Annotated in this window: 23 protein-coding genes; 8 read left to right on the forward strand and 15 right to left on the reverse strand. The window is 61.5% G+C overall.

Features of this window, described 5'->3' with window-relative positions; all coding sequences use genetic code 11:
• Positions 1 to 71: 71 nt before the first annotated feature.
• Complete coding sequence (locus tag NKG99_RS26275) at positions 72 to 476, forward strand: response regulator (RefSeq protein WP_502910878.1); 405 nt, start codon at positions 72 to 74, stop codon at positions 474 to 476.
• 34 nt (positions 477 to 510) lie between these two features.
• On the opposite strand, the gene NKG99_RS26280 is transcribed toward NKG99_RS26275, so the two are convergent.
• Positions 511 to 1062 (reverse strand): sigma-70 family RNA polymerase sigma factor, encoded by a 552-nt coding sequence (locus tag NKG99_RS26280; RefSeq protein WP_027037058.1) that lies wholly within the window; start codon positions 1060 to 1062, stop codon positions 511 to 513.
• Positions 1063 to 1065: 3 nt separating this feature from the next.
• Positions 1066 to 1269: a NepR family anti-sigma factor gene (locus tag NKG99_RS26285; protein WP_352871872.1), complete on the reverse strand. Its 204-nt coding sequence runs from the start codon at positions 1267 to 1269 to the stop codon at positions 1066 to 1068.
• A gap of 223 nt (positions 1270 to 1492) precedes the next feature.
• On the opposite strand from NKG99_RS26285, the gene NKG99_RS26290 reads away from it, so the two are divergent.
• From NKG99_RS26290 to NKG99_RS26315, 6 genes are all read left to right on the forward strand, one after another.
• On the forward strand, positions 1493 to 2287 hold the full coding sequence (locus NKG99_RS26290) for a response regulator (RefSeq protein WP_352871874.1): 795 nt from the start codon (positions 1493 to 1495) through the stop codon (positions 2285 to 2287).
• Between the two features lie 203 nt (positions 2288 to 2490).
• Entirely contained in the window at positions 2491 to 2655 is a 165-nt protein-coding gene (locus NKG99_RS26295) for a DUF1328 domain-containing protein (RefSeq protein WP_006203859.1), read from the forward strand.
• 187 nt (positions 2656 to 2842) lie between these two features.
• Entirely contained in the window at positions 2843 to 3874 is a 1032-nt protein-coding gene (locus NKG99_RS26300) for a sensor histidine kinase (protein WP_352871876.1), read from the forward strand.
• Positions 3875 to 4006: 132 nt separating this feature from the next.
• On the forward strand, positions 4007 to 4177 hold the full coding sequence (locus NKG99_RS26305) for a hypothetical protein (RefSeq protein WP_352871878.1): 171 nt from the start codon (positions 4007 to 4009) through the stop codon (positions 4175 to 4177).
• A gap of 111 nt (positions 4178 to 4288) precedes the next feature.
• Positions 4289 to 4615, forward strand: a complete 327-nt coding sequence (locus NKG99_RS26310; RefSeq protein WP_352871880.1) for a hypothetical protein — start codon at positions 4289 to 4291, stop codon at positions 4613 to 4615.
• Positions 4616 to 4698: 83 nt separating this feature from the next.
• A complete protein-coding gene (locus NKG99_RS26315) occupies positions 4699 to 4944 on the forward strand; it encodes a YMGG-like glycine zipper-containing protein (protein ID WP_023757387.1) in 246 nt (81 codons plus the stop codon).
• Positions 4945 to 5041: 97 nt separating this feature from the next.
• Here the strand turns inward: NKG99_RS26315 and NKG99_RS26320 are convergent, their stop codons facing one another.
• The 4 genes from NKG99_RS26320 to xylF form a co-directional block, all read right to left on the reverse strand.
• The gene (locus tag NKG99_RS26320) at positions 5042 to 6688 is read right to left on the reverse strand and encodes a CHASE domain-containing protein (protein ID WP_352871882.1); all 1647 of its coding nucleotides are present in this window, start codon (positions 6686 to 6688) and stop codon (positions 5042 to 5044) included.
• A gap of 152 nt (positions 6689 to 6840) precedes the next feature.
• Positions 6841 to 7641, reverse strand: coding sequence for an ATP-binding cassette domain-containing protein (locus tag NKG99_RS26325; protein WP_352871884.1), 801 nt, complete (start codon positions 7639 to 7641; stop codon positions 6841 to 6843).
• A gap of 13 nt (positions 7642 to 7654) precedes the next feature.
• Positions 7655 to 8986, reverse strand: coding sequence for a sugar ABC transporter permease (locus NKG99_RS26330; protein ID WP_352871886.1), 1332 nt, complete (start codon positions 8984 to 8986; stop codon positions 7655 to 7657).
• Positions 8987 to 9130: 144 nt separating this feature from the next.
• A complete protein-coding gene (gene xylF / locus NKG99_RS26335) occupies positions 9131 to 10171 on the reverse strand; it encodes a D-xylose ABC transporter substrate-binding protein (protein ID WP_352486460.1) in 1041 nt (346 codons plus the stop codon).
• Positions 10172 to 10442: 271 nt separating this feature from the next.
• Here xylF and NKG99_RS26340 point away from each other — a divergent pair, with 271 nt between their 5' ends.
• Positions 10443 to 11687, forward strand: coding sequence for an ROK family protein (locus NKG99_RS26340; protein WP_352871889.1), 1245 nt, complete (start codon positions 10443 to 10445; stop codon positions 11685 to 11687).
• A 138-nt stretch (positions 11688 to 11825) separates the two neighbouring features.
• Here the strand turns inward: NKG99_RS26340 and NKG99_RS26345 are convergent, their stop codons facing one another.
• The 9 genes from NKG99_RS26345 to pstS form a co-directional block, all read right to left on the reverse strand.
• Entirely contained in the window at positions 11826 to 13145 is a 1320-nt protein-coding gene (locus NKG99_RS26345) for an HlyD family type I secretion periplasmic adaptor subunit (RefSeq protein ID WP_352871890.1), read from the reverse strand.
• 3 nt (positions 13146 to 13148) lie between these two features.
• A complete protein-coding gene (locus NKG99_RS26350) occupies positions 13149 to 14906 on the reverse strand; it encodes a type I secretion system permease/ATPase (protein WP_352871892.1) in 1758 nt (585 codons plus the stop codon).
• 44 nt (positions 14907 to 14950) lie between these two features.
• The gene (eglC, locus tag NKG99_RS26355; RefSeq protein WP_352871894.1) at positions 14951 to 16375 is read right to left on the reverse strand and encodes an endo-1,3-1,4-beta-glycanase EglC; all 1425 of its coding nucleotides are present in this window, start codon (positions 16373 to 16375) and stop codon (positions 14951 to 14953) included.
• A gap of 737 nt (positions 16376 to 17112) precedes the next feature.
• Positions 17113 to 17802, reverse strand: coding sequence for a phosphate regulon transcriptional regulator PhoB (gene phoB, locus NKG99_RS26360; RefSeq protein ID WP_010911896.1), 690 nt, complete (start codon positions 17800 to 17802; stop codon positions 17113 to 17115).
• Positions 17803 to 17821: 19 nt separating this feature from the next.
• Positions 17822 to 18529, reverse strand: a complete 708-nt coding sequence (phoU, locus tag NKG99_RS26365; protein WP_023757396.1) for a phosphate signaling complex protein PhoU — start codon at positions 18527 to 18529, stop codon at positions 17822 to 17824.
• Between the two features lie 25 nt (positions 18530 to 18554).
• On the reverse strand, positions 18555 to 19358 hold the full coding sequence (gene pstB, locus NKG99_RS26370; RefSeq protein ID WP_352871897.1) for a phosphate ABC transporter ATP-binding protein PstB: 804 nt from the start codon (positions 19356 to 19358) through the stop codon (positions 18555 to 18557).
• Positions 19355 to 20206: a phosphate ABC transporter permease PstA gene (pstA, locus tag NKG99_RS26375; RefSeq protein WP_352633396.1), complete on the reverse strand. Its 852-nt coding sequence runs from the start codon at positions 20204 to 20206 to the stop codon at positions 19355 to 19357. The genes pstB and pstA overlap by 4 nt, the downstream gene beginning before the upstream one ends.
• 3 nt (positions 20207 to 20209) lie before the next feature.
• The gene (gene pstC, locus NKG99_RS26380) at positions 20210 to 21193 is read right to left on the reverse strand and encodes a phosphate ABC transporter permease subunit PstC (RefSeq protein ID WP_352871899.1); all 984 of its coding nucleotides are present in this window, start codon (positions 21191 to 21193) and stop codon (positions 20210 to 20212) included.
• A 65-nt stretch (positions 21194 to 21258) separates the two neighbouring features.
• A complete protein-coding gene (gene pstS / locus NKG99_RS26385) occupies positions 21259 to 22314 on the reverse strand; it encodes a phosphate ABC transporter substrate-binding protein PstS (RefSeq protein WP_352871901.1) in 1056 nt (351 codons plus the stop codon).
• Positions 22315 to 22773 lie beyond the last annotated feature (459 nt).

Below are 22773 nucleotides of genomic sequence, written 5' to 3' on the forward strand. Positions count from 1 at the left end.
AGGATTGAGGTTCCGCCGCCTGCCACATGTCTTTTTTAAATGACAGCACGCCGATTAGCGATCATGAGTCTATGCGTTTCAAGGAGTCCTTGCCTGTGCCCACATTGCTCGACGGATTGCGGATTCTCGTCCTGGAGGACGAATTTCTTATCGCCATGGATGTCGAGCAGCTTTGCCGTGACCACGGCGCCGGTGAGGTGGTGATCGCGCGCGATCTGACCGAGGTCGATGGCCGGGAGGTCGCCTTGCAATTCGATGCGGCCATCGTCGACCTCATGCTGGGCGGCGCCTCGACACTCGATTTCGCGTCGGGGCTGCGCGCGGCGGGCGTTCCTTTCGTGTTCGCGTCGGGCTATTCGGATGCCGATGAAATCAAGGCATCGTTTCCGGGTGTCAGGCTGGTCGGCAAACCCTATTCGGGCGAAGACCTCGTGCAGGCGGTGGCGGCGGCCTGCGGACGTTCTGCTCCCGGTTGAGACAAGATTTCGACCCGCGCCTGGCGATCGCGGGTCAGCTGGCTGGCGAGCCCGTTACCTGGGCCGAAATCGCATCCGGACCATACTCGTCTTCGCCCGATATTTTCAGGATCTCCTGCAGGCGCGTGCGGGCCCGGCTGACGCGGCTCTTGATCGTCCCGACCGCGCAACCGCAAATCTCGGCCGCCTCCTCGTAGGAGAAACCCGACGCACCGATAAGGATGATGGCTTCGCGCTGGTCCTCCGGCAATTGTTCAAGGGCGCCGCGAAAATCCTTCAGATCGAGCTGGCCATGCTGGGCCGGATGAACGGCAAGCCTGGCCGTCATGATGCCGTCGCTGTCTTGCACTTCGCGCCCGCGTTTGCGCATCTGCGAATAGAATTCATTGCGCAGGATCGTGAAAAGCCATGCCTTGAGATTGGTGCCGGGCTGGAAGCTCTCATGCTTGTCCCATGCCTTGACCAGCGTTTCCTGGACGAGGTCGTCCGCTTTGTCGGCATTCTGCGTCAACGACACGGCAAAGGCGCGCAAGCTCGGGATCGCCCCAAGCAAATCGGTCTTGAAGCCTTGGGAGACCGCTGCCATGCCTCAGTCCTTCTTCTGTGCGGGTTCGGCCTGTTCCAGTTGGCTGAGCAACTGGGCGAAGCGATCCGGCACATCGTCGGAGACCAGCTCGTCGTAATATTGTTTGAGTTTGCGTCCGATTTCGGAGTTCGGCCCGAGGGCGTCACCAGAACCGTTCCGGCGCCTCCCCGCGGCGCCAGCTAGAATATCTTTCGTCATATCCTTCATTTTGCCCTTGTATTCCCAGAACCCAAGCCGCTCACAACAGACTCAACAAAACGCAAGCGGCACCCTCGTCTGGTTGCCCATCCCGGCGCCTAAACGCCGTCTGCCCGCATTAGTTCCATCGAGATCGGAACTTTTTCTCAGGACCAGCGTTGTTTGACCGGGGTTGCAATCAGCTTAACCTGCAATCTATGCAATTACGTCATTCTGAGGGAGACGTCCTATCATGAGCTTATCCGCCACCATCGCACCACATCTGCCGTTCCTGCGCCGCTTCTCGCGGGCCGTTTCCGGATCGCAGGAGAGTGGCGACGCGCTGGTCGCCGCGATGCTCGAAGCCATTATCGCCGATGTCGATATCTTCCCCGAGGCATCGAGCGATCGTATCGCGCTGTACAAGGTTTTCGCCAAGCTGTTCACATCGGTCGCCATCCGCGTCCCGCAGGAGCAGGTGCAGTCGGCATGGGAACAGCGCGCCGCCGCCAATCTGAATGCTATAGCGCCGCTCCCCCGCCAGGCCTTCCTGCTCGTCGCCGTCGAAGGTTTCAGCGAGGACGAGGCGGCGGAGATTCTCGATGTCGGCGACCAGGAGTTTTCCGAGCTGCTTGCCCAGGCAAGCAACGAGATTTCCCGCCAGGTGGCAACCGACGTGCTGATCATCGAGGATGAACCGCTAATCGCCATGGATATAGAGGAAATGGTCGAGAGCCTCGGGCACCGCGTCGTCGGAACGGCGCGCACCCATGCCGAGGCGGTGATGATGTTCGGCAAGACACGGCCAAAGATGGTGCTGGCCGACATCCAGCTCGCCGACGGCAGTTCGGGCATCGAGGCGGTAAACGAGATCCTGTCGTCGACATCGGTGCCGGTCATCTTCATCACCGCCTTTCCCGAGCGTCTGTTGACCGGCGAACGTCCCGAACCGGCCTTCCTGGTCACCAAGCCGTTCAATCCCGATATGGTCAAGGCGCTGATCAGCCAGGCGCTGTTCTTCGATCGCCAGGCAAAAGCCGCCGCCTAGACTCGCGGCACGTCCTGCCGGCACGACATTGAGGACCGCCCGATGCGATACATCGGGCGGCTTTGTGGCGAGCCGGATTCATCATCGGCGAAATTCCCGCACCTCCGGCTTCGAACGATTTGCAAGCATCGTCTTTTTCGGCAAAGGGTGGAACAAACCGCATCTACCCACGTTTTCATCGCACCATTCGAAGGAGATGGACCATGCTTTACTGGGCGCTCGTATTTCTCGTCGTGGCAATCATCGCCGGCGCGCTTGGTTTCGGCGGCATCGCCGGTACGTCTGCTGGCATAGCGCAGATATTGTTTTTCATCTTTCTCGCTTTCCTGATCATTTCGCTTCTTGCGGGCCTATTCAGACGGGCGTGAGGGCCGAGCGATCATCCGAGCGAACACTGGAAGCCGCACCCCTCAAACGGTTTCCAGTCACCGCCGGGCGGTATCCTGCAAAGGGCACTGTCCGGCGGACCGCTTTTGGAGGCTGGTTTCGGGAATCTCTTTTGGAACCCATTCAACAGTGAGCCGTTCAGCCTGAGTTGGGTGGACAGTTTGGCCGATGCGTTCCAGAACCGGAGATAGGAAGGACGACGTGCAAAGCGATGAAGTCATCGCCCTGCATCCTGCCGAAAGCGGTATGCAGCTTGGCCGGGCTCTTCTCCACGCCTTGCACAATGCCGGCATTTCCGTTCTCTATCAGGATCGCGAGATGAAAACCGTATGGGCGCGCAACATGCGCGCGCCCTGGGTTTCCGACACCGCCGACAGCAACGGCATCCTGCCGGCGGCGCAGGCCGACCGCATTGGCGCGGCCAAGCGCGACGTCATTGCATCCGGCAACCCGCAACGTCTCGAGATCAGCGTTCCCGTCGAGGATGGCATCCGCTGGTTCCAAGTCTGGATCGATGCCGACCACGGCGATGGCGGCACGGTGCAAGGCGTCGTCACCACCATGGTCGAGACGACCGAGCAGAAACGCCGTGAGCAGACCCTGACGACGCTGCTGCGCGAAGTCAGTCATCGCTCGAAGAATCTGCTGGCGATCATTCAAAGCATAGCCACCCAGACCGGGCGCTACTCCGACAGCATCGGTGATTTCCTGACACGCTTCCGCGGCCGGCTGCAATCGCTGGCTTCGTCCCAGGATCTCGTGACCTCCTCCAATTGGAGAGGCGCCGCACTTCGCGAACTGGTATCGGGCCAGGTTGGCCGCTACGGCGGAGATCCGGTGCGCAGCCTGCGTTTTCAGGGGGCAAACCCCTATCTCAATCCGAACGCTGCCCTGCATATCGGCCTCGCCATGCATGAACTCGCCGTCAACTCGGTGAGCTATGGCGCCTTGTCGCGGCCGGATGGGTTCGTCGAGGTTACAGCCAGCCTGCCTGCGGCCGACACCGGGACCTCCCTGTCTCTGACATGGGCCGAGACGATCGGAGCCAATGATATCACGCGTAGCGAGAAGCGCTTCGGCAGCGTCGCGCTTGAACGGGTCGTGCCGGCGTCGCTGAACGGCACGGCGACGCTTGAAATCGAGGCTGGTCGCCTCGAATACCGCCTTGTCGTTCCACGGGGCAATTTCGAGACGGAATGAGCGACCGACGCCGATCCTTAACCGGGTGTTCACCATAAAAGCGGATGCTGTTTTTCCCAGATACCGCTGGAACCTGTTGCATCGCCGGACATTGCCGCGGCAGGACTTGCAGCATGGTGCGGGAGGAATGCCTTGACGGTTGCCGATATGAACAGACTGGAACAGGCCGCTCGTATCTCCATGGGCGAGTTTGAGGACTCCGAGGCGTCCGTACCACCTGTCCCCCATGCCTCACTGCGCCTTCTCGCCTTAGGTCTGGCCGCGGTTGTACTCGCAGCCGTGCTCTTCCAGTTGGCTTTCTGACGTCGAAGCCCGGCGCGCCCAGCCCGCCCCATCCTAATTAGCTGGTAAGCCTTGCGATGCAGGAACTTTGTCCAATATGAACCGTTACTATGGCGGGAGGACTTTTCCGCCATGGAACACATCGCTGCATTGTTGCTGGTCATCGGCTGCTCGAACACGATGGCCGACTGCCGTGAACTCCAGGTTCCTGTAAGTGTCTTCGAAACCGCTGACCAATGCATTGCCGAACGGCCGTTTGCGATGAGCGATGTCCAGGGGCAGGCTCAGCATATCGTGGGCAAGTGCCTTTCGGTCGATCCGGCTCTGGAAGACGACTATGACCAGATCGTCTGGAATGTGCATCCGGACGGCACGCTCGACGCTTCCCTGGCGATTTCCAGCGTCGTGATGGCGTCGAACACGGTGCGCCCAGAAAAAGACTATCTTCGGCAACAATAGATTGCAGCAGCAAAGGCCTCCATTTCATGCTAAATGGCGGTTGGAGCTTATTAAAGTGAGGACACAAAGTGAGGAGTGACTCTATGCGGAAGATGATTATCGCCATGGTTGCGGTGGTGGCGGTCAGTGGCTGCACCTCGACCGAACAGGACGTGGTTGGCGGCGGCTTGATTGGCGCCGGTGTCGGCGGCTTGGTCGGCGGCGGCAAGGGCGCGCTGATCGGCGCGGCCGTGGGTGCCGGTTCCGGCCTGCTGGTGCGCAATCTGCGCAATGGCTATTGCCAGTATCGCGATCATCGCGGCCGGATCTACACGGCTCGCTGCAACTAGTTCGGGCGATAATCGAAACGTTGATCCGGAGACCGGTCGGCCGGCCTCCGGATTTTCGATGTTTGGATGCTTGATCCTGGCCGCCTGACGATCGCCGTCAGCTCGCCAGAGGGATTCTGATTTCCACGTTCAGCCCATTGGCCCGGAAATCACGCTTGATCGTGCCGCGCAATTCGCGCGTGACGTTGAGGTCTATCAGCTTGGTACCGAATCCGGTCTTGGCGGGCGCTTCGAATTTCTTCTGCCCGGTTTCGCGCCAGTTGAGAGCCAGCGTCCTGTCACGCCCGCGCCCTTCGAGCGACCAGTCCACTTTCAGCGCCCAGTCCCCCTTGAGCGAATTGGCCGAATTGCCGGCTTCGCCGTATTTCAGCGCATTCGTCGCCAGTTCGTGAAAGGTCAGGCCGAGCGCTTGCGTCGTGGTTTCGTCGAGCAGCACCTGCGGCCCTGACAACAGCCCTTCGGGCAGTTCCTTGCCGAACACCTGGCCGAGCTCGATACGCAAGAGATCGCCAAGATCGGCCTTCTGCCAGCGCGAGCGCGTCAGCATGTCCTGAGACGCCGCCATCGCCTGGAGCCGGGCCGAGAAGGATGCGGAAAACTCATTGACGTCGGTGGCCCGCGAAGCCGTCTGCCGCGCGATCGCCAGCACCCTGGTGATCGAATTCTTGATGCGATGCTTCATCTCCTGCAGCATCAGGTCTTTTTCGAGCAGGCTCTTTTCCGTCGTCTCGTGCAAGCGCGCCGCCGCCTCATAGGCCCGCTCCTGATAACGCGCCACCAGCGCGATGGCGCCGGCCAACAGCAGGCCGAACAGCCCCAGCATCACCGGAATGGCGCGCGACGAAGGCTGCGAGAAGGCGCTCGTCGGCCGGAACAGAACAGTCCATGGCCGCCCGGCCACAATGATCTTGCGTGTGACCAGCAGCCTGTCCCCGAAGGTCGAAGCCGGTGGCGTCTCAGACCGGAACAACAGATTGTCGCCGCTCACGGCGCCGTCGCCGTCGTAGATTTCCGTGTTGACCGGCAGCAGCGGTGACCGGCTGAGCGCGGTCTGGAACAGGTCGCGAGCTCGAAAGGCCGCATAGAGAAAACCGGCTGTGGAGGATCCGGGCGCATTGATGGCATCGGGTGCGGTTTCGACATTGAGCCGAACGAAGACGAGGAAGCCGGTGAACGTCTGCGCGGCACCGGTGTCCTGACCCAGCTGCACCAGCCCGCTGGCGTGCTGCTGGTCGTCCGACATCGCTTTTTCGATCGCCGCGCGCCGCACCGGTTCACTGAACATGTCGTAGCCGACGCTGGTCTGGTTGGAAGGATCCAGCGGCTCGAACAGCACGACGGGGGTGCGCCAGGGCTGCGTGGTATCAGGATAGATTGGATGGCTGACGCCATGGTCGTGCGGCATATCGCGTTCGATCGCCGCCTCGTCTCCAGCCCTTGCCAGCCTGAGATAGCCGATGCCGCGTAAGCCGGCAAAGTTTCTGTCGACATCGAGCGCTTTGAAGAACGCGTTGAACTCGTTGCCGGAAATATTGCCGTTGCGGGCATCGAACAGGGCCTGCGTCGAGCGCAGCAGCGAGAGGTGGAGGTCGATGCGGCTCTCGATCCGGTTGAGCGCGTCGTCGGCTGTCGCTTCGAACTTGATGCGGGCGGCCTCTTGCGTCGCGAAATAAGCAAACCCCGCCATCGTCATGCTGATCAGCGCGACGGCGATGAACGCGACGATTGGAAAAAACCTTTTCAACGGATGATGCGATCCCTGGGCATGTCGGGCCTTTATGGGCAAGTCGCCGTGCCAACACAATGGCAAGGCCAAGCCATCCTGACGGCTGGCACATCAGATGGTCCGAGACCCGGCATATTCGTCCAGCCAGCTGGCACCGCTACCGGCAGGCCTCAAGCGGCGATCTTCAGCGCGCCCGGTCCGGGGATCGCGCCGGGCGGGCATTTGCCCAGAATGATCATGCCGAGCACCTCGTCCTGGGTCACGTCATTGGTGCGGGCGGTGCCGACCACCTGGCCGTTCTTCATGACGCAGACCCGGTCGGCAAGTTCGAACACATCATGGATGTCGTGGCTGATCAGGAAGATGCCGATGCCGTCGGACTTGAGCTGCTTGACCAGTTCGCCGACCTGCGCCGTTTCCTGCGGGCCAAGCGCCGCCGTCGGCTCGTCCATGATCAGGATCCTCGCGTTGAACAGGATCGCGCGCGCGATCGCCACCGACTGCCGCTGGCCGCCCGACAGCTTGATCACCGGCTCCTTGAAGCGCTGGAAGCGCGGATTGAGCCGGCCCATCACCTTGCGCGCCTCCGCCTCCATGGCAACGTCGTCGAGCGTGCCCCAGGCGGTCATCAGCTCGCGGCCGAGGAACAGATTGGCGGCGGCGTCGACATTGTCGGCCAACGCCAGCGTCTGGTAGATCGTCTCGATGCCGTATTTCTTGGCGTCGCGCGGATTGGAGATAGCTGCCTCCTCGCCATTGACGAAGATCTGGCCCGCATCGCGCTTGTAGGCGCCGGACAGGATCTTGATCAATGTCGACTTGCCGGCGCCATTGTGGCCGAGCAGCGCCACGACCTCGCCGGGGAAAAGATCGATCGAGGCGTCGTCGACGGCGCGAATGCCGCCAAAGGCGATCGAGACGTTGCGCATGTCGATCAGCGCGGTGCCGGTGGGAGCGGTCTTGTCTGCCATGATCTTGTCCTCCCTAGACGCGCTTGCGATAGACGGTATCGAGCCAGACCGCGACGACGAGCACGGCGCCGACGACGATGCTCTGCAGCGGCGAGTCGATGCCAAGCAGCACCATGCCGGACTGCAGCGACTGCATGAGCAGCGCGCCGAGCATGGCGCCGAGCACCGTTCCGGAGCCACCGGCAAGCGAGGTGCCGCCGATGACGGCGGCGGCGATCACCAGCAACTCGTCCAACGTGCCCAGCGCATTGGTCGCCGCGTTGAGGCGGGCCGACGAGATCGCCGCGCTGATCGCGGCCAGCACGCCCATGATCATGAACACCTTCATGGTCACCCAGCGCGTGTTGATGCCGGCGAGATTGGCGGCCTCCGGATTGCCGCCGATGGCAAAGACATAGCGACCGAAACGGGTGCGCTTGGTGATGAAGGTCATGACGATGCCGACCGCGACCGCCATCAGCACCGGTATGGCGATGCCGTGGGCGATGAACAGCCCGCCTTCGGGAATGGTGATGCCGTTCTGCTGCGCATACTGGCGCACGATGCCGATTGGCCACGGATAGGAATTGGCGATCCAGACGGCTCCAAGGATGGCAGCGCAGGTGACCACACCGAGGAAGGTTTCGGCCCAGACGGGGCGCAGTGGAAAGTTGAACCGTTTGCGCTGCGACCGGCCGTTCAGCAGCGCGAAAGCGACAGCCACGCAAGCGACGATGCCGATGATCCAGCTGGCGGTGGCGCCGACGGAGCCCCGCGGCCCGCCGCCCATCAGCTGGAACGTAGCGTCAAGCGGCGCGACCGTGCGCCCGTTGGTGATCAGCCATGCCATGCCGCGCCAGACCAACAGACCGCCCAGCGTCACGATGAAGGCAGGAACTTCGAGATAGGCGATGATGAAGCCCTGGAAGGCGCCGATCACAAGACCGAGCACCGCGCCGGCGGCCAGGGCGACGATCCAGAGCCAGGGATTTCCAAGCTGGAAGCCGATGACGCGAATGAGGAATTCGGCTTGCGCCACGCCCATGATCATACCGATCACGCCTTCGACGGAACCGACCGAAAGGTCGATGTTGCGCATGACGATGACCAGCACCATGCCGGTTGCCATGATCGCGACCGAGGAGGTCTGCACCGACAGGTTCCAGAGATTGCGCGGCGTCAGGAACAGTCCGCCCGACAGGATGTGAATACCGACCCAGATGACCAGCAACGCACCGACCATGCCAAGCATGCGCGTATCGAGTTCGGTTGCCTTGAGAAAGCGTCCGACAGCGCTCAGTTCGGACGCGCGCGCTTGGTCCGCGGGGGTATCTGCAGCAAGTGGGTTGGACGTCGTGTCGGTCATGATTTTCTCCCAACCGGCGGGCCGTCTGACGCGAATACCGGAACCAGCCTAGAAGCTATCCGCGTGATGCGGAAACACAAATCTTTTTGAGAAAACGCCGCGGCTTTTGGGCCGCGGCGTTGAGAATGCAGAAAGATCCCAGTTCTAGTTGCAGGCCGCGACGGTGCCGGCGGCGACGCCCGCGCAGACTTCGTCCTTCTTGATCCAGCCGGCGTCGATGACGACGTTGAGATTGTCCTTGGTGATGGCAACCGGGGTCAGGAACAGCGACTTGACGGTGTTGCCGCCCGGTGTCGTGAAGTCCTTGGCGCCTGCAATGTCGCCCGTCTTCTTGCCGTCGGCCAGCTGCGAGGCGATCTCGGCGGCATTCTTGCCGAGTTCGCGCGCATCCTTCCACACCGACACGGTCTGCGTGCCGAGCGCGATGCGGTTGAGTGCTGCATGGTCGCCGTCCTGACCCGAGACCGGCACGGTGCCGGCAAGTCCCTGCGCCGTCAGCGCCGCGACGACGCCGCCGGCGGTGCCGTCATTGGCCGCGACCACGGCATCGACCTTGTTGTCGTTAGCGGTCAGGAACTGTTCCATGTTCTTCTGGGCGTTGGCGGGCAGCCAGCCGTCCGTATAGGCCTCGCCGACATTCTTGATCTTGCCGCTGTCGATGGCTTCCTTGAGCACTTCCATCGAGCCGGCGAACAGGAAGTCAGCATTCGGATCGGCGCCCGAACCCTTGATGAAGACATAGTTGCCTTCCGGCTTGACCTTGAACACTTCGCGGGCCTGCATGCGGCCGACTTCCTTGTTGTCGAAGGTCAGATAGAAGACGTCCTTGTTCTCGATCAGCCGGTCATAGCCGACGACCGGAATGCCTTCGTCCAGCGCCTTCTGTACCGCCGGGCCGATGGCCGAGGCATCCTGCGCCAGGATGATCAGCGAATTGGCGCCCTGCGAGATCAGGCTCTCGACATCGGTCAGCTGCTTGCCGGGATTGGACTGCGCGTCGGCGGAGATGTACTTGTCGCCGGCAGCCTCGATCGCCGTCTTCATGGCGGCCTCGTCGGTCTTCCAGCGCTCTTCCTGGAAGTTGGACCACGAAACCCCGATGACCTTGTCCTTCGCCTGTGCGACCGACGCGAGCGTCAGCGACATGGCGACACCCGCCAGGATGGCGGCTGTGAATCTTTTCATAATATCCTCCCTGCGCCGCGTATGGCGCGACCAAACTGACCCGAAGGCCGGCACAGAGGCTCTATTTTTTCGAGCCTCGAAAAAATACTGATCCAACGCCCGAACGCTGTCAACATCGATTCTGATGGATTTTGAGGTGCTCGCGAATTTTTTTCGAGCTCCGGAATAAATAAATGACAGAGTGGACAGCTTCTGCCAGTATTTGGCTGCGTCGCCGACAGCGTTCGAGGGGTACGGAGAACCGCGGCGACCGGGAGGACTTGAAGAGGACATGTCGGTCGGAATCCGCCACGACGATTTGCGCCGGCGCAACCGGGCGATGGTGATCGCCGCCGTACGCCGAGCCGGACAGCCGTCACGTACCGAGATCGCCGCGACCACGGGCCTAAGCCACTCGACCATATCGGCGATCTCCTCCGACCTGATCGGCGAAGGCATCCTGGCCGAAAGCAAGCCAAGCGAGGCCGCTTCGCTCAAACGCGGCCGGCCGCAGGTCGGCCTCAGCCTCAATCCGGAAGCCGCGACGGTGATGACCGTGGTGCTGTCGCTGAATTTTCTCTCCGTCGCCGTCATCGACTACGCCGGCCAGGTGATATCGGAGGAACAGCGCCGGCTGGACACGCTGACAATGCCGCGCGACGCGCTGATCGGCGAATGCATGGCAATCGTGCGGCGCCGCTTCGAAGACCCGGACCTCGACATGCGCAGCGTCGCCCGCATCGCGTTGGCGATCCAGGGCATCACCGACACCCGTTCCCGCGCAATGCTGTGGTCGCCGATCACCCCGCACACCGACATCGCCTTCGCCGACATACTCGAAGCCGAGTTCGGCATCCCCGCCACCATGGAGAACGACTGCAACATGATGGCGATCGCGCTGCGCTGGCGCGATCCCGATCGCTACCGCGACGATTTCATCGCCATCCTGCTGTCGCACGGCATCGGCATGGGCCTGGTGCTGAAAGGCGAGCTGTTTACCGGCACCCATTCCTCGGGCGGCGAGTTCGGCCACATGATCCATCAGCCAAACGGTGCGCTGTGTCGCTGCGGGCGGCGCGGCTGCGTCGAGGCCTATGCCGGCAACTACGCCATCTGGCGCAATGCAAGGCAGATGGGCGAAGACGCGGAACCAGTCGCCGATGTCAGCGACGCCGACATGCGGGCCCTGGCGACCGCGGCCCGCGAAAGGGATGGGCCCGAGCGCGAGGCCTATCGCAAGGCCGGTGAAGCGCTCGGCTACGGTCTCGGCAGCTTGTTCGCGCTGATCGATCCGGCGCCCGTTGCCATGGTCGGCGTCAGCGCCGCCGCCTTCGACTTGATCGAGCCTGCATTGCGGCAGGCCATTTCCCAGACCGCCGGCGGCCAGCACTCGGAATCGATCTCCTTCGACACCGAGCCGAACGAACTGCCGCTGATCCGCGAAGGCTGCGCGATGCGCGCGCTGACCTTTGTCGACCAGGAGATTTTTGCACCCGGCGCGCAGACGAGAGGAAGCGTCGGAAAGAGCGTTGCGTGAGGACCAGGGTCAAAAACCAATCATTCTGAACGACCGAGTTCGACCCTGAGCGGAAGTTCGCACGCCCTCGGTTGAACTCTCATACCCAGCCCTGGTGATCATTGACCGTGCCTGAGGGGATTGCGCGGCCCGTAACATCTACCGCTCGGTGAAAGCGCGAGCGAAGGAATCAAGCATCGGCCGTGCGAGATACTCGAAGAAAGTCCGGTCGCCAGTTCTGATGAACGCCTCTACCGACATTCCGGGGTAAAGCTGCTCCGCTTTCACGCCGGGCGGCAGGTTGGCGGCAATCTTCAGCTTGGCGCGGAAATAGGGTTCATGCGTAGCCTCGTCGATGAGCCGGTCCGCGGAAACTTGGGTCACGATGGCTGAAATCTCAGGGGTGAGCCGCATGTTCAACGCGGACAATCGCAATTTTGCCGGCTGGCCGATACGAACCTGATCGATGTCTTTCGGCGGTAGCCGTGCATCGACTATCAGGCCCGATGCCGTAGGCAGGATCTCCATGATCTTTTCGCCTGGGGCAATCACGCTGCCCTTGGCATTGTAGGTGGACGACACCACGATGCCCGCTGCCGGTGCCTTGATCGTCGTCCGCCGCAGCACTGCCTCGGATGCGCGCATCTGTTCGTCAATGTCGGCCAGCGAAGAATGCACCTCGTCGAGCTTCGTCAGGGCCTCCTCCACGCGTTGCGTGGTCAGGCGCTCGATCTGCTCCTGGGCTTCGACGATCTCGGTGTTGGCCGATGCAAGATTTGCCTCCAGCGCCCCTGCCTGCCCGACGAGATCGGCCTCGCTGCGCAAAAGCTGCGAATATTCGGTGCGATTGGTGAGGCCTTTGCCCAACAGGCTGGTCTTGATGCCGAGTTCTTTCTTCACGACTTCGGCCTGTTGCTGAATGGCCTGTTTCTGGGCCTGCAATCCCACGACCGACTGGCGATGCATGGCAAGCCGTTGCCTGAGGATCGATTGTTCCGATCGAAACCGGGCGAGCCTGGCGTTGAATTCCTTCTGCTGTTCTTGAACCAGAGTCTCGAAATCGTGCTGGAACGGTGGTGGCGCAGCCTCCGCGATTGGCGCAAGCCGGTCCAGTCCGTCGCGCTCCGCCTCCAGCCGCGAGGCGCTGGCCTTGAGCGCGACAGACTGCCTCGCCAGTCGGTTGAGCTCGGCTTGCGCGGCTGTTCGATCCAGTATGATCAGATCCTGGGCCTGTTGCACGCGATCACCTTCATGAACCAGCAATTCCTGGATGATGCCGCCTTCGGGATGCTGAATGAGAATGTTGCCGCCCGTCGCCGAGATCGTGCCTTGCGTGATCACCGCTCCGGACAACGGTGCACTGACCGCCCAATAGCCAAGGCAGCCCACCAATATTGCTATTGCCGCGTATCCGGCGAATGCCACCCGCCGGATGTCGGTGCGTGCTTTGCCTTCCCAGACAAGACTCTGTGCTGCCATCTTCTAGGATCCAAAGCGGACGCTATGAGGGGTGCTGCGGATCGTCGTGGCAAAAGACCCTGTCACCACCGTGTCGCGCTGTGGGGGAAGGCCGTTACCGGCAATCGACCGCCGCAATACGTCGCCGCTTGGACCGAAGGCTTCGATCACTCCACCGCGCAGAAGCATCACGCGGTCGCAAGCCGCGGCGATCGAGGGACGGTGCGTTATCAGGATTGTCGTAACGCCCGCCGCTTTCGCCGCGGCAAGCGCCCCTTCAAGCGCCGCTTCGCCGCTGCCATCGAGATGGGTACTGGGCTCGTCCAGAACCAGAATACGCGGATTGCCGTAGAAGGCGCGCGCCAGCCCGATCCTTTGGCGTACGCCGCCCGACAGTGTTCTGTCCGACGGACCTATTCTGGTCTGATAGCCGTCTCGCTGCTCCAATATCAGCTCATGCGCCTGGGCATTCTTTGCCGCTTCGACGATCGAGGTGTCACTTGCATCGGGTTCAAAGCGGGCGACATTTTCCGCGATCGATCCGGGAAAGAGTTCCACCTCCTGAGCGAGATATCCGATATGACGGCCAAGCTGCTTCTCGTTCCAGGTTCTGAGGTCAGCGCCGTTGATCCTGACGCAGCCGCTGGTCGCTTGGATCGCACCGACAAGCAATCTCGCCAGGGTGGACTTGCCGGCTCCGCTTGGACCTATTATCGCAACCGCTTCGCCGGCGCCGATGTGGAAGTTCAGTCTCTTGATGATGGGTTCGGTGCCGGGCGTGGCGTTCGGCGCGACAAAGATCAGGTCCTGCACGACGATTTCGCCCGACGGATCCGGCAGTATCAGTTTTTGCGTTTGTGCCGAATGGGCGGAAAGCGCCTTGTCCAACCGCTTCCACGATCGTCTGGCGTCGACGATCTGGCGCCATGAACCGATCAGTTGGTCGAGCGGCTGCAGCGCGCGGGACGACACCAGGGAAGACGCGAAGATCATCCCGGCCGTCATCTTCCCTTGCAGCACGAGCCATGCTCCGACACCCAGTATCGCCAGCTGAAGCATCATGCGTACGGCTCGCGACGTTCCGCTGAAAATCGCGTTGGCCATGGACGAACGGTCATGAAGAATTAGCGCCTCCGCCACGTGCCTACCCCAGACGCGCGCGGCGTTTTGGACCATGCCCATGGCGAGCAGCGTCTCCGCGCTGCGGGCAAAGGCCTGCTCCGACAGGCTGGCGACAGCCGAACGTTCCGCGGACAAAGCGTCGTTCCTGCCGACGGCAAGCTGATTTGCCACGACCAGCGCAAGCAACAGCGCAACTCCTGTCAGCGTAAGCCAAAATAGAAAAGGATGGATGAGGTACAGCAGGGCGAGGAAGAACGGAGCGAACGGCAGGTCGAACAAGACCGCCGCGCCGCGTGACCTGATGAAGGCGCATACCGAGGCAAGGTCGCGCAGTGGAGACAGAGCTGCGCCGCCGGCGTACTTAGCCTCAAGCGAGACGGCGAATGTCCTCGCGCCCAATCTGTTGTCGACCGTGGCTGCAACGCGCTGCGTGTAGACGGAGCGGATCGTATCGAGGAGACCGAGAAAGGCGAGCGCGAGAACCGCGATAGCAGAGAGGTAGAGAAGCGTCTCGACGCTGGAGGACAGCAGGACGCGGTCATAGACCTGCAAGAGATAGAGGGGGATCACCAATAGCAGGATGTTGATGAGGAACGAGAAAACACCGACATCTACGATGGCGCGCCTCAAGACTGCCCGCAGACCAGACTGTGCAATCATTCCCGCGCTCCCAACGGCTCATGGCCCCAACGTGAGGGCGTCGCTTAGACCGAATGGTCGGCCGCGATGTCCAAGGGGTGGTGCTGCAGGTCGTCCAGCGTATAGGCGCGGATGTAGTCGATTTTCATCTCCGCCGGCGTCGCCAGATGGTCAGGAGGCTGGCCGGCAATGCCGCCCACCGCGAGATTTGCCAATATGTACATGGGGTCGTGCATGTCGGACGGCGTTGCCGCTTGGGCGACCTTTACACCATCGTAGGTCCAGACAAGCTCATCCTTCGTCCAGAGCAGGCCATAGGTGTGGAAACCGTCGGTGTCCGCAACGTTCACCGTGGACGAAACCTTCGTGTGCGCTCCCGTCTCATTGGTATGCGCCGTCATGTAGAGCGTGTTCAGGTCCTGGCCGCGCGTTTCGACAACGTCCAGCTCCGGCGGCCACGATCCGTCTTCCGGAAGCAGCCAGAAGGCCGGCCATGCTCCGGCTGTTTCGGGCAGGTCCGCCCGCATTTCGAAATAGCCATAGGCTTGCGCGAAGGTGTCGTGCGTCGTCAGGATCCCCGAGGTGTATTCGTAATTGTTGATCAGAGGCTTGATGTCCTCCGGCGCCTGCGCCGCGGTGATGGTGAGGACGCCGTTTTCAACGCTGAACGGGTGGACGGAACTCGTCGGGCCATAATTGGCGTCGACATACCATTGCAACTCGCCATTGCTGCTCAATGTGCTGCCGTTCGGCGCTCCCCACCAGAAATTGGAATTCCAGGTGCCGTCCTGTCCGTTCCGAAGGCTCAGCGTGTTAAATTCGTCGGAGAAGGACAGCGTCATTCCGGACTTGTCTATCGGCAGCTCGAACTGGGTGGGCTGCAACTTGTCGATGGTCGTATTCTTGAACACCAGGATCTCGTCGGATCCGAGGTTCAGCATCACGTTTGATTCCACCTGAACCATCTGTGAACGGACGGCATCGAACGAAGTGAAGTCATAGCCGTTAAGGCGGACCGTATCAGTCGCACCGAAATCGAAGATAAGATCACTTCCATTTCCTTTAGAGATGGCGAAAGTGTCGGCGCCGTCTCCGCCGATCAGGACATCGTCGCCCTTGCCGCCATCCAGCGTCTGATGACCCGACCCGCCCTTGATGATGTTGTCCAACGCATTTCCGAACGCATATCGATTGGCGCCGGTAACGACGAGGTTCTCGAAATTGTCGGGGAGCTTGTAGCTCATCCATGTGTCGATCGTGTCGATTCCTGCCCCAGGATCCTCGACCACCTTATTGTTGGTGGAATAGAGGTGATAGTAGTCGTCGCCGGCGCCACCGTAGATCGTGACCTTGACGCCGGTGTCTCCCCAGAAGGAGTCGTTGCCGGAGGTGCCATGCAGTTCCGGTCCAGACCCAGTGGCCGAGAACCAATGAGTGGAAGCGCCGGTGTAGGGAAGAGGGATGCCTTTGGCGTTTACGACGGTGCTCATCAGAAATCCTTCCTCATGGTATCCGACCTGGTGAAATCATTCGATACGAGTCCCAGCGACTGCTTCCCAAGCAACGTTGCAACGGATGAAATAGTTCCAGGGAATCGTCATCCGATCCGAGATAATATTGACCATTCGGCGCACATACACTGAATAAAGAGAAGGAATCCGTCCTCCGTCAAAAATATAATTTTAATAAAATTCTATATTTATGTGAAAGTCGCGTGCTTTGACGGATATAGATAAATGCATTAGTTCAATCCTCGCTAGAAGGAGCACGATTTGGAGGGCAGAGTTTTACGGGCAAAATGGCGATTATGACCGACTAATCGCGAACCGTTCTTCCCGCGGCCAGCCGGACACAACAGCAGTTTGAGAGATCGCAGAGCAATCGAGTTGTGAAGTGACCGACCAGTTAGCCACGCACAATCAATTCCAGCATGGCTCACTCCGCTGCGGACGTTTCGCTGCGACCGGGCAACGACCGCGAAGGGTCGGTTAAAGATTTCAATCCCGCCTGCTTGAATGTCCGCCATCGCTTTTTGGATGCCAGAAGCCGCCTGTCGCCTTGGCCCAAATGCGGTCATTCGAAAACTGATGGGATGACCGCTCCTGGGCGCCACATGCTCGTTCTCCACCGATGAGACGAATGCAACATTCCACCCTTCGCGGCCGTTGGCGACCGCCTGCTGACCGAGCTTGAACCTGGGTTCCGATTTATCGGGATGGGATGGGAATTAATCTTCCCTGATCGCGTAGCCTGCACCTCGAATGGTGCGGATGACGTCGGGCATGCGGCCGTTGTTGACCGCCTTGCGCAGCCGGCCGACATGCACGTCCACCGTGCGTTCGTCGATGTAGATCGTCTCACCCCAGACATTGTCGAGCAGCTGGCTGCGCGAGAACACGCGGCCGGGATGGCGCATCATGAATTCGAGCAGGCGGAATTCGGTCGGCCCGAGCCGGATCTCGCTCTTCTTGCGATAGACCCGATGCGATTCTCGATCGAGCACGATGTCGCCGACCTTCAGCACGCTGGACAGCACTTCCGGCTTGGCACGGCGCAGCAGCGCCTTGACCCTGGCCATGAACTCCGGCGTCGAGAAAGGCTTGACCAGATAGTCGTCGGCGCCGGTCGAGAGGCCGCGCACGCGGTCGCTCTCCTCGCCGCGCGCGGTCAGCATGATGATCGGCAGCCGCTCGGTCTCGGGGCGCATTCGCAGGCGTCGGCAGAGTTCGATGCCGGAAACCGCCGGCACCATCCAGTCGAGCACCAGAAGGTCAGGCACGTTCTCCTGCAGCCGGATCTCGGCCTCGTCGCCGCGCGTCACCACCTCGACCTGATAGCCCTCGGACTCCAGATTATAACGGAGCAGCACGCCTAGCGGCTCCTCGTCCTCCACCACCATGATGCGTGGCGCGATCATCGGCTGGTCACCCCTGTCGTCATGCCGCCGGCGCGGACATTGTCGTCTCGTCCTGCTTCGGACGATTGGCCGGCAGCTGCGTGCCGGTCAAAACATAATAGGCATTTTCCGCGATGTTGGTGACGTGGTCGCCGATGCGCTCGAGATTCTTGGCGCAGAACAAAAGATGCGTGCACGCGGTGATGTTGCGCGGGTCTTCCATCATATAGGTGAGAAGTTCGCGGAACACGGAGGTGTATTTGACGTCGATGCGTTCGTCGTCGGCACGCAGTTTCGCCAGCGCGGCGGCGTCACGCGCCGCATATTCCTCGATGACGCCCTGCACCTGGATCAGCACCAGTTGTGCCATTCCATCGATCGAGTGCGAAAGGTCGCGCGGCGTAACGCTGAGGCCGACAGTGCCGACGCGCTTGGCGATGTTCTTGGCAAGGTCGCCGATGCGTTCGAGATCGCCGGCCATGCGGATCGAACCGACGACATGGCGCAGATCGTCGGCCATCGGCTGCCGCTTGGCGATCAGCGTGATGGCGCGGTCGTCGAGCTCCCGCTGGCGCGCGTCCATGATCGCGTCGTCGGAGACGACGCGCTGTGCCAAGGCGTTGTCGGAATTCAACAGCGCCTTGGTCGCACCGCCGACCATCGAGCTGGCGAGATCGCCCATGTCGCTGATGAGCTTGCTGATCTGACCGAGATCCTCGTCGAAAGAAGCGACTGTGTGTTCGCTCATGATCCTGTTCCTCGTATGCCTGAGCTCAGCCGAAGCGGCCGGTGATGTAGTCCTGCGTGCGCTTCTCGCGGGGCGACGTGAAGATCTTCTCGGTGCGGTCGAACTCGACCAGCTCGCCCAGATACATGAAGGCCGTCTGCTTCGACACGCGCGCCGCCTGCTGCATGTTGTGGGTGACGATGACGATCGTGTAGTCGGCTTGCAACTCGTCGATCAGCTCCTCGATCTTGGCGGTCGACAGCGGATCGAGCGCCGAGGCGGGCTCGTCGAGCAGGATGACTTCCGGCTTCACCGCCACGGTACGGGCGATGCAGAGCCGCTGCTGCTGGCCGCCTGAGAGGCTGAGGCCGCTGGCGTCGAGCTTGTCCTTGACCTCGGTCCAGAGTGCCGCGCGCTTCAGCGCCTGCTCGACGCGGCCGTCCATCTCGGATTTGCTCAGCTTCTCGTAGAGCCTGATGCCGAAAGCGATGTTTTCATAGATCGACATCGGAAATGGCGTCGGCTTCTGGAACACCATGCCGATCTTGGTGCGCAGCAGGTTGAGGTCCTGCGAGCGGTCAAGAACGTTCTGGCCGTCGAGCAGCACCTGACCGTCGGCCGTCTGCCTGGGATAAAGCTCATAGATGCGGTTGAAGACGCGCAGCAGCGTCGACTTCCCGCAGCCCGAAGGCCCGATGAAGGCGGTGACGCTGCGCTCCGGCAAGGACAGCGTGATGTCCTTCAGCGCCTTCGATTGGCCGTAGTAGAAGTTGAGGTTCTTGACCTCGATCTTGGCCTTGGCGGTGGCCTCGGCGGCGATCGTCATGTCTGGAGACAACATCTGGCTCATTTGTCCTCTCTGCGTCCGGTCAGGCTGCGCGCAACGATGCTGAGCGCGAGAACCGTCAATGTGATGATAAGTGCGCCGGTCCAGGCCAGTTGCTGCCATTCCTCGTAAGGGCTGAGAGCGAACTGGAAGATGGTGACAGGCAAGCTGGCCATCGGCGCGTTGAGATTGCTCGACCAGAACTGGTTGTTGAGCGCCGTGAAGAGCAGTGGTGCCGTCTCGCCGGAGATACGGGCGATCGACAGCAATATGCCGGTGACAATGCCGGAAAGCGCGGCGCGGTAGGCGACCGACTTGATGACCACCCAGCGCGGCGCGCCGATCGCGGTGCCGGCTTCGCGCAAGGCGTTCGGCACCAAATTGAGCATGTCTTCGGTGGTGCGCACCACAACCGGAATGACGAGGATGGCGAGCGCGACAGCACCGGCGATTGCCGAGAAATGCCCCATCGGCCGCACCATCAATTCGTAGACGAACAGGCCGATGATGATCGACGGCGCCGACAGCAGGATGTCGTTGATGAAGCGCACCACGGTGGTCAGCTTGGAAAAGCGACCGTATTCGGCCATGTACGTGCCGGCCAGCACACCGATTGGCGTGCCGACGATGACGGCGATGATCGTCATGACCACGCTGCCGTAAATGGCGTTGAGCAGGCCGCCGGCGTCGCCGGGAGGCGGCGTCATCTGCGTGAAGACGTCAAGGGACAGGCCGGCGGCGCCCTTGTAGACCAGCGCGCCGAGGATGAGCGCCAGCCAGGCAAGTCCGATGCCCGCCGCGGTGACGCACAGCGTCATCATCACGGCATTCTTCCTCTTGCGGCTCTGGTGAAGCGATGTGGCTGTCGACATCGGTCAGGCTCCGGTGCGGGCGTCGATGCGCATCAGCATGTAGCGGGCGATGGCAAGGATCAGGAAGGTGATGACGAACAGGATCAGGCCGAGCGCCACCAGCGAAGACGTGTAGAGGTCGCCGACGGCTTCGGTGAATTCATTGGCGATGGTCGCGGAGATCGTCGTTGCCGGCGCGAACAGCGAGGTCGAGATGCGGTGCGCGTTGCCGATGACGAAGGTCACCGCCATGGTTTCGCCCAGCGCGCGGCCAAGGCCGAGCATGACGCCGCCCATGATACCGATCCTTGTGTAGGGAATGACGACGCGGCGGGTCACTTCCCAGGTCGTGCAGCCGATGCCGTAGGCGGATTCCTTCAGCACCGGCGGCACCGTGTCGAAGACGTCCTTGGTGATCGAGGTGATGAAGGGCAGCACCATGATGGCCAGGATCAGCGACGAGGTCAGCAGGCCGATGCCATAGGGCGGACCGGCAAACAGGCTGCCGAGGCCGGGAATGCCGTGGAACACGCCGATGATGAACGGCTGCACGATCGTCTGCAGGAACGGCGCCAGCACGAACAGGCCCCAGATGCCGTAAATGATCGAGGGGATGCCGGCCAGCAGTTCCACCGCCATGCCGATCGGCCGCCGCAACGGGCGTGGGCAAAGCTCGGTGAGAAAGATGGCGATTCCGATGCCGAGCGGCACGGCAATCAGGATGGCGATGGCCGACGTGATGATGGTGCCGTAGATCGGTGCCAGCGCGCCGAACTTCTCCGTCACCGGATTCCAGCTTTCGCTGGTCAGGAAAGAGAAGCCGAAGGTCGACAGGGCTTGCCAGGATCCGGCAAACAGCGAGATCGCGACGCCGCCAAGCAGGACCAGCACCAATATGGCGGCGGCCCGGGTCATCCCGTGGAAGATTGCGTCGGTCAGCGCGAATCGTCTGACGATCGCATCGCGCGAACCTCGAATGGCTGGCAAGGCTTCCTGGACAGCGCTCATGTGAAGCTCGGCTCTTTGAGTTGAGGAAAAAGGAGCGCCGCGCCGCGGCGCTCCTTCAAAGGTTATTACTCGCCTGCGTAGACGGGCTTCCCGTCGGCCTGGATGTCGGCCTTCCAGGAGGTCTTGATCAGGTCGACGACGCTGTCGGGGATCGAGACATAGTCGAGCGCCTTGGCGGTTTCCTTGCCGTCCTTGTAGGCCCAGGCAAAGAACTTCAGCGCTTCACCGGTGGCGGCGGCATCGTCGGGAACCTTGTGGATCAGCACCCAGGTCGAAGCAGCGATCGGCCAGCTGGTGTCGCCGGGTTCGTTGGTGATGATGACGTTGAAGTTCTTCGCGCCTTTGAAATCGGCATTCGAAGCAGCCGCACCGAAGGATTCGAGCGACGGCTCGACGACCTTGCCGGCGGCATTCACCAGCTTGGAGTAGGAAAGGCTGTTCTGCTTGGCATAGGCATACTCGACGTAGCCGATGCTGCCGTCGGTCTGCTTGACGGTATTGGCGACGCCTTCGCTGCCCTTGGCGCCTACGCCCGTAGGCCATTCGACGGCTGTATCCGAACCGACCTTGTCCTTCCAGTCGGGCGACAGCTTGACCAGATAGTTGGTGAAGTTGAAGGTCGTGCCCGACCCGTCCGAGCGATGCACGACGGCGATCGCGGTGGACGGCAGGGTCAGGGTCGGGTTCAGCGCCTTGATCGCAGCATCATCCCAGGTGGTGATGGCGCCGAGGTAGATCTGGGCCAGGGTCGCGCCGTCAAGAACCAGTTCGCCCGGCTTGATGCCGGTCAGGTTGACGATCGGCACGATGCCGCCCATCACCATCGGGAACTGCACGAGGCCGTTCTTTTCCAGGTCGGCATCGGACATCGGCTTGTCGGTGGCGCCGAAGGTCACGGTCTTGGCGATGACCTGCTTGATGCCGCCGCCCGAACCGATCGACTGGTAGTTGAGGCCGACGCCGGTGTCTTTCTTGTAGGTGTCGGCCCATTTGGCGAACACCGGATAGATGAAGGTCGAGCCGGCGCCGGAAAGATCAGCTGCCATTGCCGCGGAAAGGGTGAAAGTGGACGCCGTAGCCATTGCGATCGCAACGGCCGCCGAGCGGATGAAATGTCTCATGTGGCCTGCTCCTGTTCGGAAGATGGTCTCTCGGCGCCATTGCTCTCGGCGCCCGCTGAGGCCAATAGCCTTCGATTATTACAGTCGCATGACAGTTTGATGTCACCCCGGTAACGCATGATCGGGACGAACAAATTGTGGCCTGGCCAGCACTCCCGATGGAGCCCGGCTTTGTCCCCGGAATCAGGGACTTGCGACGTTTAGGCCCGAGGCTGGCCGGCGATTTGGGATCAGCAGGGCTTTATAAAGAAAAGCCGGACGGGAGCGCGTTGCTCTCGGCCACGGTGTCGTGGCCGGGCCATCGCCGAAAACAGGTCCGTTGGGGTAGGTTGACGCTGTCTCATGCCGGCGGTCGCTGCTCCCGCCCGTAACTGGGAAGAGCGGAATTCGAATACGGCCATTGTCTTGATCAGGCACAGTTTTGATATGGTGCGATCGCGCCATAGTGCTGCGCGCGGG

This window comes from Mesorhizobium sp. M1409 (assembly GCF_040317535.1).
In the GTDB taxonomy this organism is placed as follows: domain Bacteria; phylum Pseudomonadota; class Alphaproteobacteria; order Rhizobiales; family Rhizobiaceae; genus Mesorhizobium.

Coding starts and splice junctions, on each gene's coding strand:
- NKG99_RS26275 (WP_502910878.1), top strand. CDS start 72: ATGCGTTTCAAGGAGTCCTTGCCTGTGCCCACATTGCTCGACGGATTG.
- NKG99_RS26280 (WP_027037058.1), bottom strand. CDS start 1,062: ATGGCAGCGGTCTCCCAAGGCTTCAAGACCGATTTGCTTGGGGCGATC.
- NKG99_RS26285 (WP_352871872.1), bottom strand. CDS start 1,269: ATGAAGGATATGACGAAAGATATTCTAGCTGGCGCCGCGGGGAGGCGC.
- NKG99_RS26290 (WP_352871874.1), top strand. CDS start 1,493: ATGAGCTTATCCGCCACCATCGCACCACATCTGCCGTTCCTGCGCCGC.
- NKG99_RS26295 (WP_006203859.1), top strand. CDS start 2,491: ATGCTTTACTGGGCGCTCGTATTTCTCGTCGTGGCAATCATCGCCGGC.
- NKG99_RS26300 (WP_352871876.1), top strand. CDS start 2,843: ATGCGTTCCAGAACCGGAGATAGGAAGGACGACGTGCAAAGCGATGAA.
- NKG99_RS26310 (WP_352871880.1), top strand. CDS start 4,289: ATGGAACACATCGCTGCATTGTTGCTGGTCATCGGCTGCTCGAACACG.
- NKG99_RS26315 (WP_023757387.1), top strand. CDS start 4,699: ATGCGGAAGATGATTATCGCCATGGTTGCGGTGGTGGCGGTCAGTGGC.
- NKG99_RS26325 (WP_352871884.1), bottom strand. CDS start 7,641: ATGGCAGACAAGACCGCTCCCACCGGCACCGCGCTGATCGACATGCGC.
- NKG99_RS26330 (WP_352871886.1), bottom strand. CDS start 8,986: ATGACCGACACGACGTCCAACCCACTTGCTGCAGATACCCCCGCGGAC.
- xylF (WP_352486460.1), bottom strand. CDS start 10,171: ATGAAAAGATTCACAGCCGCCATCCTGGCGGGTGTCGCCATGTCGCTG.
- NKG99_RS26340 (WP_352871889.1), top strand. CDS start 10,443: ATGTCGGTCGGAATCCGCCACGACGATTTGCGCCGGCGCAACCGGGCG.
- NKG99_RS26345 (WP_352871890.1), bottom strand. CDS start 13,145: ATGGCAGCACAGAGTCTTGTCTGGGAAGGCAAAGCACGCACCGACATC.
- NKG99_RS26350 (WP_352871892.1), bottom strand. CDS start 14,906: ATGATTGCACAGTCTGGTCTGCGGGCAGTCTTGAGGCGCGCCATCGTA.
- eglC (WP_352871894.1), bottom strand. CDS start 16,375: ATGAGCACCGTCGTAAACGCCAAAGGCATCCCTCTTCCCTACACCGGC.
- phoB (WP_010911896.1), bottom strand. CDS start 17,802: ATGATCGCGCCACGCATCATGGTGGTGGAGGACGAGGAGCCGCTAGGC.
- phoU (WP_023757396.1), bottom strand. CDS start 18,529: ATGAGCGAACACACAGTCGCTTCTTTCGACGAGGATCTCGGTCAGATC.
- pstB (WP_352871897.1), bottom strand. CDS start 19,358: ATGAGCCAGATGTTGTCTCCAGACATGACGATCGCCGCCGAGGCCACC.
- pstA (WP_352633396.1), bottom strand. CDS start 20,206: ATGTCGACAGCCACATCGCTTCACCAGAGCCGCAAGAGGAAGAATGCC.
- pstC (WP_352871899.1), bottom strand. CDS start 21,193: ATGAGCGCTGTCCAGGAAGCCTTGCCAGCCATTCGAGGTTCGCGCGAT.
- pstS (WP_352871901.1), bottom strand. CDS start 22,314: ATGAGACATTTCATCCGCTCGGCGGCCGTTGCGATCGCAATGGCTACG.